The sequence below is a fragment of the Enterococcus hailinensis genome (assembly GCF_045862035.1).
GTDB classification, from domain to species: Bacteria; Bacillota; Bacilli; order Lactobacillales; family Enterococcaceae; genus Enterococcus_A; species Enterococcus_A hailinensis.
The window spans coordinates 1-7,069 of sequence record NZ_BAAFRV010000034.1; the positions used below are offsets into that span (position 1 = coordinate 1).

Below are 7,069 nucleotides of genomic sequence, written 5' to 3' on the forward strand. Positions count from 1 at the left end.
CTTAACAATTTAATAGAACAAGACCATCGACCTATTAAACGACGAAATAAATTTTATCAAAGTCTCCGTACAGCCTCTTCCACGATTAAGGGCATGGAGACCATTCGAGGAATATATAAAAAGAACCGAAGAAATGGAACGCTCTTCGGCTTTTCGGTGTCTACTGAAATCAAGGTATTAATGGGAATAACAGCCTAAGATATTTGGAGTTCAGAGAGGGCGCGTTTGATTTTCAAACTTCGCAACAGAACCAACACTAGAAAGCCCCCAAGTCTGTTTGATCAGTCTCAGGGGCTTTCTTTCATAAAATGTTCAGTTTAAACCTTTACAGACTTTAAAGATGGATCCGAGACTCTCTCTTCTTGCTTCGGACCTTTAGATCCAAGTAGACGGAGACCATTAAGAATAACGAGTATTGTTGACCCTTCATGGAATAATACCGCTAGTGGAAGTCCTAATACGCCAAAGAGGTTCAAGACGATCAAGGTCACGATCACGCTGATCGAGAAAATCACATTCTGCAAAATGATTTTGTTCAGTTTCTTACTCAACTTGTAACTGTAGAACAGTTTCGACAAGTCATTTTTAACGACAACGACATCGGATGATTCCATCGCCACAGAGGAACCGCTGCCCATCGCGATCCCGATATCTGCATTTGCCAGAGCTGGCGCATCATTGATCCCGTCACCGATCATGCCGACCACTTCTTCCTTATCCTGACTCTCCCTGACATAGGCGATCTTGTCTTCCGGCAACATGGACGCTTTATAGTCATCGACACCGACGACCTCTGCTACCGTCTCTGTCACTTCTTCGTTATCACCCGTTAATAACGTGACTTTAATGCCTTCTTTCTGGAAGTTAGCCACGGCATCTGCCGACTGTCTGCGAATCTGGTCACTGAGTGAAAAGTAACCAACGACCTCCTCTTCTTTTGCTGCGAGAATGATCGTGTTGCCTTTTTGGAAGTACTGCTTGAAGCGATCGTAGTTTTTGAATGTACTGAAGGCTGAAGGTTTTCCCACCCTTACTGTGCCTTTCTTGATACCGGAACCGGCTATTTCACTAACAGGTTCATTATGATCGACTGAACTCAGATCCGTCTCTTTAAACGCCGTCACGATAGCTCGAGCGATCGGATGACTCGACTGCTGTTCCATATAGATCACTTCTTTCAATACATCATCGGGAGCACTGTATTCATCGACCTTGAATTCACCATAAGTCAGCGTGCCTGTCTTGTCTGTGTATAAGATATCCATCGTGCTCAAAGCTTCCATTGCAGCCCCCCCTTTGAATAAAATCCCGTTTTTTGCTCCATTACTGATCGCACTCAACGTTGCTGGCGTGGCCGAAGCGACTAAGGCACAGGGACTGGCGACTGTTAGAAAGACCATACCGCGATAAAAGGCTTCTTCGAATGGCAGATCCATCAATGCATACATCACAACGATGAAAATCGGCACGATAACTAGTACAGAAATAACATACTTGCTCTCTATCCGGTCAATGAATTTAGAGATGCGTGAAGGACGGCTCTGCGCTTCTTCGACCATCCGAATGATATTGGAGAAGACTGTTTCATCGCTGGATTTGGTTACATCGATATAAAAAACGTCGCCTTCATTGATCGTTCCTGCGAACACTTCATCTTCGGCCTCTTTCACGACAGGAACCGATTCGCCAGTGAGAGCTGATTCATTGACGATCGATTTGCGGTCAATGATTCCGTCGATCGGGATCTGTTCCCCTTTAGAAACGACGACCCTTTCCCCTACATTCAGGTCTTCAGTAGGAACGGTTACCACTTCACCATTTTCTTTCAAGACTTGAGCTGTTTCAGGTACCTGAGCCATCAATTCCGAGATCGCTGAGGTCGATTTGTTGTTCGCATAATCTTCTAGTACTTCAGCTGCGGCAAAAATTAGTAGTAAGGCTGCTCCTTCTGATTCAAAATCAAAGATCACAGCACCAAGTGCAGCGAGGATCATAAGTAGATCCACGTTGGGCGACTTGTAGCGCACTGTTTCTACGATCGCATTTTTGGACGCATAAAAGCCTAAGAAAAATATAGCAGCATAGAAAAGCCAGCGACTGTACTCACTATTCATCGTTCCAAATATAAAGCCAGCTGCGGCAAACAAAATACCGATAGCTAAAAACTGGCCCTGCCTACTCTTTATTAAATAACTGATCATGTTATTCCCTTCTTTCATCATTATTTTTATTCTATCACATATCACAGACAACTGGCTTAAAGAGCGGTCTCCCTCCTTTTCCACTTATTTTTCTGTATTAAAAAAGGGCATACCCGTAGAACAGAATTAACTGTCCCACAGATATGCCCTTAGAATACATAGTCTGCTGCCGCAAATAATTGCAGCCCAGCTGCATGAACCTCGTGTTACGTTCACCGCCTGTTCAGATCACAATGATTAGCTCAAACGCCCCTAATCAAAGCTTTCATATTAAGTTGTCGTCTTTTATCAACTTTTCTTGTAAAGTTAGTTTCATAATAGCACATCAAATTTAATCGGTCAAGCCTTTACTTACATTTGTATGCATCAAGTTTTCCTCGGTAACCTTTATTCTAAATGACCCTTAAAATAAATGCGGTTTTTTGTTTCTATTCATTTAACTAAATGAAAGGGCTAGTTGGCCTATAAAGCTGCTTTTCGGACCATAATTGACGATAGAACCCGTTTGGATTGTTTGGCCGTAGAATCTATTTTCTTTAACGCTTGACGGACAGCTCCTTTAATCTCTTCACCTAGTGATTCGACTTTATCTGTTATTTCAGCTGTTAAAGCTGTCTGTAAAAGCCCATTTTTCTCTGCAGTGAGAATTGCCACAACGTGGCTAGCTCCTTTTTTTGTCCAGCTTCGGCCTTGTCTCTTCATGCGATATGTATACAGACGATGACCCGTCTCTCCAGCCCCTGTGCCTCTATCAATCGATAATTCACGCTTCTTAAACGGTTTGATATAAACCCAGTTCCGAGATAAGTAATTTTTGAGCTTTCTAATCTGTTCCAATCGATCTTCTATAATGACTTCGGGAAGATCAATCAGACGACTTTCAATGGTGGCACAAAGTGTTTCAATTCTATCCCAATCATATTGATAGATAGCTTTCTCCACCTGCTTGGCCATTGGCTTATCAAAGGATAAACGTTCTTTTATCTTTTTGTGCACATGAAATAAGTCTCTAAAATGCTCGTGCTGCTTACTATAACCATCCATGGATTCAAATTTATCTGCTTCATAGCCACTGCCGCCATCACTGTTCGTAACCACAATGGTATCTTTTAAATTGTATACCTGATTTAAATAATGCGCGGCTTGCTTAAAGGCATCCTGACTAGATTCTACACTGGAAAAAACCATAGGGTTAATCAGTGTATGCCGCTTTTTCTCCCTATTCACGCCTTCATGTATAACGATTCTATGAATAACCGGAGATTAAAATAACAAGTACATATAAATTACAATATGTTAGACCTGAATAATTCATAGCTTAAATTATAGAGGTATGAATTATTCAGGATAATTATTCAGGATAATTATTTCCAGCCTAATATATAATCAGATTAATAGAATACCCTCTAAAATGATTTCATTTTAGAGGGTATTTATTATGCTTTTTGAAGAACTTGGATATCTTGGTCAGTGACACTATTTTTTCCTTTAACAACTCAATTGTAATCTCTTCAACCTCTTCAAAAGAAAGTATTTCTAAGATTCTGACACCTCCCATTAAATTAAAATACATTATTGAAGTTCGAAATTGCTCTCTATGGTAAGGAATTAAATCAGCATCATATAGTTTCTTTATTCCAGAAATAATTCCAAGCCGAATGTTTTTATTGTTTGTCATTACGCTAGAAAAGAAACTAATCATCTTCCCAGATATATCTTTTTTCCCAAAAAACTCCATTAACTCATAAGGATTTTCGCGACTATCATCCGTTGTATAATATCTAACCACCACAGACGAGATAAAATATGAACGATTAATGATCTCGGTTCTCCTTGTGTGAACAGCGTACCACTCTTTATACTTTTAATCTTTTTTATTTCAATTTCGGAAATTAATCTGTAGAATAGGAAATCTTGATGCACTGTATTTATAAGTGTAAACCAAATAGTCTCTTGAGAGGCTTCAACAGTATTCAAATGTTTTAACTTATGGATACGATTTTTTATGGCTTAAATTGTCAAATTAAGTGCAACACAGTTTTATAAAAGATTTCATAAGGTGTTTTCCAATTCAAACATTTTTTGGGACGTGTAAAAATGTTTAAGAAAATGAGTTTATTAGTAGCAACAGTTATAGGGCTATTATTTACCTTTGGCAGTGAAGATTCGTATAAAACGACTGTAGGTGCTGATTCTGGTGGCCAAACAGTGACTCTAGCAACTGTGAATTGGGAGTCTGAAATAGCTTCAACAAATGTCCTGGCACAGGTGCTAAAAGAAGCAGGGTTCAACGTACAAATTACAACAGTAGACCCGGCCATCATGTTTAGTTCGGTTGCAGAAGGGCAGTTGGATGCTATGGTCGGCGGTTGGGTGCCTACAACGCACCAGGCCTATGCAGAGAAATATGGTGACTCGATGGTTGATTTAGGGGCTAACCTAGAAGGTGCTATTTCAGCATTAACTGTTCCAACATATATGGAAGATATCAATTCGATTACCGACCTCACGGATGAAAATGATTCAACTATTACAGCAATTGAACCAGGGGCAGGTGTTACCAACAGTGCCCAAAATGCTGTTAAGGAGTATGACAATCTATCCGATTGGGAGGTTTCTGTGAGTTCAACAGGTGCTATGATTGCTGAATTAGATCAGGCTATCAATAATGAAGAGGATATAGTTGTGGTTGGTTGGAAGCCGCATTGGATGTTCATGGATTATGATCTTAAGATGCTTGACGATCCAGAAAATGTCTTTGGTGGCTACGAGGAAATTCATTCATACGCAAGAGAAGGGCTAAAGGAAGATAATCCAGAAGCCTATAAGATTATTGATAACTTCTACTGGGAAGTTGAAGATATGTCTTCTGTTATGGAAGAATTAGCGACAGATGTAGAACCAGAAGAAGCAGCAGATAATTGGATTGAAGCCAATCGTGAAACAGTTGATGGTTGGTTAGAGTAAAAATTAGAGGTGTGACAAAAGTCGCTAAGACTCGGCGCGCTGGAGCAAAAGCCGAACAAGTACTGCTAAGTAATTGGCGTATTTTGGGAAGTGTTGGAAGAGTTTGACCTTTGGAACCGGATATCGTGAGCTACATAATAGAAGAAAAAGACAGGCGAGTAGATTAAATGAGAGTCTACCGCCTGTCTTTTATTTGTTATAAAGAATGTTATATATCTGTAGTGAAAAAGTGGCTTTCGTTTGGATTAGAAAAGCATTGTGTCTGCGCCGTATGGTTGACCTTGAGCTTCTTGCGCTAAGACATTTAAGAAGTTCCAAGGACGGCTGAATTCTGGTTGGAAGAAGAAATCAGCTTGCGCTAATTGGTCTACAGTCCATTCAGCTTCAATCGCAACAGATACAGCATTAATAGCTTGAAGAATGTCATAAGTTGACATTAATTGAGCACCTAATATACGACCGTTATCTGCATCGTAATGAAGCTTCATTAAAACTTTTTCTTCGTCATGCATAAATGAAGGACGGATTAAGTCTTCTTTGTAAACAGATTTCACATTTCCTTGGTAAGAGTTTGCGTTAGCATCCTTGATACCAGTAGTAGCGAATTTGTAGTCAAATACAGCAAGACCTGATGTACCGTTTACGCGACCAATTTTAGCGTCTGCATCACCACTTGCGTGACGAGCCATGATGACACCTTGGCGACGAGCGTTAGTTGCTAAAGCAATGTAAGCTTTGTCGTTTGTAGGTGCAAAAGGAATAGCAGTTGCATCACCTGCAGCGTAAACATCTTTAACTGAAGTTTCCATGTGTTCGTTGACTTCAACAAAGCCGCGACCATCAAGGGTTAAAGTGTCTTTCAACCATTGTGTGTTTGGACGAACCCCAACACTGATAATAACTGTATCTGCTTCGTAAGTGCCTTTGTCAGTGACAACAGCAGTTACTTCGTTGTTTTCGTTGACTTTAAATTCTTTCACACCTTCGCCAGTTTTAATCTTCATACCTTTTTCTTCCATATGTTTTGTTAGAAGACTAGTGAATTCACTGTCAAGGTAAGTTGGTAAGATTGAATCAACAAAGTCGACTACTGTTACGTCGATGCCAGCTTGTGCGTAAGCAATTGCTGCTTCGATACCGATGTAACCAGCACCAACAACTACAGCTTTTTTAGCTGAAGACATACGATTTTTCACTTTATCTGCCCAGTTTCTACCACGTAAGTAGAAGATGTTTTCGTGTTGGTCATCTACATTCGGGATTGTACCTGGTACACCACCTGGAGAAAGCAATAGTTTGTCGTAACTTTCTGTAGCTTCCACACCGTCAGTAGTGCGTGTTGTAATTTCTTTTGTCTCTGGGTTGATGGCAATCACACTTGTGTTCATGCGGATATCAACGCCTTGTTCTTTATATGATGCTTCATTTGCGTAGTGTAATTCATCCAAAGATTTTGAAATGTCTTCTAGATAGGACTGAATACCACATGATAAGAAAGAAGCGGTTGATCCAGCTTCAAATACAACGATTTCTGCATCTGAGTCTTTTTTCAATAGAGTTTGCACAGCTTCAAAACCAGCATGCGAAGTTCCTACTATAACGTATTTCATTCGTATTACCTCCAAAGGTCAATGTTTATCGTAAATAGAATTTATTTACCCAACTAAGTATACACTTCTTTGTCTTAAATTATCAAATTAAGTGCAACACAGTTTTATAAAAGATTTGGTTCTGTTGCAAATTTTTAAATCTACTGTCAAATAAGATAGAATAATAGAAAAAGATAGCAGGAGGAATGACGATGAATCATTTTAAAGGAAAGCAATTTCAGCAGGATGTGATTATTGTAGCCGTGGGCTACTATCTTCGTTATAACCTTAGCTATCGTGAAGTTCAAGAAA

6 protein-coding genes, 2 pseudogenes and 1 riboswitch are annotated in these 7,069 nt (G+C 39.8%); of the genes and pseudogenes, 3 read left to right on the forward strand and 5 right to left on the reverse strand.

Translation table 11 applies throughout. The features are described 5' to 3' along the window. Positions 1 to 198, forward strand: a pseudogene (locus ACKTSC_RS12985) (IS6 family transposase); the annotation flags it as partial. A 119-nt stretch (positions 199 to 317) separates the two neighbouring features. Here ACKTSC_RS12985 and ACKTSC_RS12990 read toward each other — a convergent pair. From ACKTSC_RS12990 to ACKTSC_RS13005, 4 genes are all read right to left on the reverse strand, one after another. Continuing rightward, positions 318 to 2,201, reverse strand: a complete 1,884-nt coding sequence (locus ACKTSC_RS12990) for a cation-translocating P-type ATPase (protein WP_003728476.1) — start codon at positions 2,199 to 2,201, stop codon at positions 318 to 320. Positions 2,202 to 2,329: 128 nt separating this feature from the next. Beyond that, positions 2,330 to 2,438, reverse strand: a riboswitch (NiCo riboswitch). Between the two features lie 225 nt (positions 2,439 to 2,663). Further along, entirely contained in the window at positions 2,664 to 3,455 is a 792-nt protein-coding gene (locus ACKTSC_RS12995; RefSeq protein WP_077295908.1) for a UPF0236 family transposase-like protein, read from the reverse strand. 163 nt (positions 3,456 to 3,618) lie between these two features. Next, entirely contained in the window at positions 3,619 to 3,993 is a 375-nt protein-coding gene (locus ACKTSC_RS13000; RefSeq protein WP_013315184.1) for a DUF6339 family protein, read from the reverse strand. Further along, positions 3,939 to 4,208: a DUF6339 family protein gene (locus tag ACKTSC_RS13005; RefSeq protein WP_479992642.1), complete on the reverse strand. Its 270-nt coding sequence runs from the start codon at positions 4,206 to 4,208 to the stop codon at positions 3,939 to 3,941. Before ACKTSC_RS13005 ends, ACKTSC_RS13000 begins: the two co-directional genes overlap by 55 nt. A gap of 90 nt (positions 4,209 to 4,298) precedes the next feature. Here ACKTSC_RS13005 and ACKTSC_RS13010 point away from each other — a divergent pair, with 90 nt between their 5' ends. Further along, positions 4,299 to 5,168, forward strand: a complete 870-nt coding sequence (locus ACKTSC_RS13010; protein WP_003728480.1) for a glycine betaine ABC transporter substrate-binding protein — start codon at positions 4,299 to 4,301, stop codon at positions 5,166 to 5,168. A gap of 245 nt (positions 5,169 to 5,413) precedes the next feature. On the opposite strand, the gene ACKTSC_RS13015 is transcribed toward ACKTSC_RS13010, so the two are convergent. Beyond that, positions 5,414 to 6,778 (reverse strand): FAD-dependent oxidoreductase, encoded by a 1,365-nt coding sequence (locus tag ACKTSC_RS13015; protein WP_003728481.1) that lies wholly within the window; start codon positions 6,776 to 6,778, stop codon positions 5,414 to 5,416. 191 nt (positions 6,779 to 6,969) lie between these two features. On the opposite strand from ACKTSC_RS13015, the pseudogene ACKTSC_RS13020 reads away from it, so the two are divergent. Continuing rightward, positions 6,970 to 7,069, forward strand: a pseudogene (locus ACKTSC_RS13020) (IS6 family transposase); the annotation flags it as partial.

Coding starts and splice junctions, on each gene's coding strand:
- ACKTSC_RS12990 (WP_003728476.1), bottom strand. CDS start 2,201: ATGATCAGTTATTTAATAAAGAGTAGGCAGGGCCAGTTTTTAGCTATC.
- ACKTSC_RS13010 (WP_003728480.1), top strand. CDS start 4,299: ATGTTTAAGAAAATGAGTTTATTAGTAGCAACAGTTATAGGGCTATTA.
- ACKTSC_RS13015 (WP_003728481.1), bottom strand. CDS start 6,778: ATGAAATACGTTATAGTAGGAACTTCGCATGCTGGTTTTGAAGCTGTG.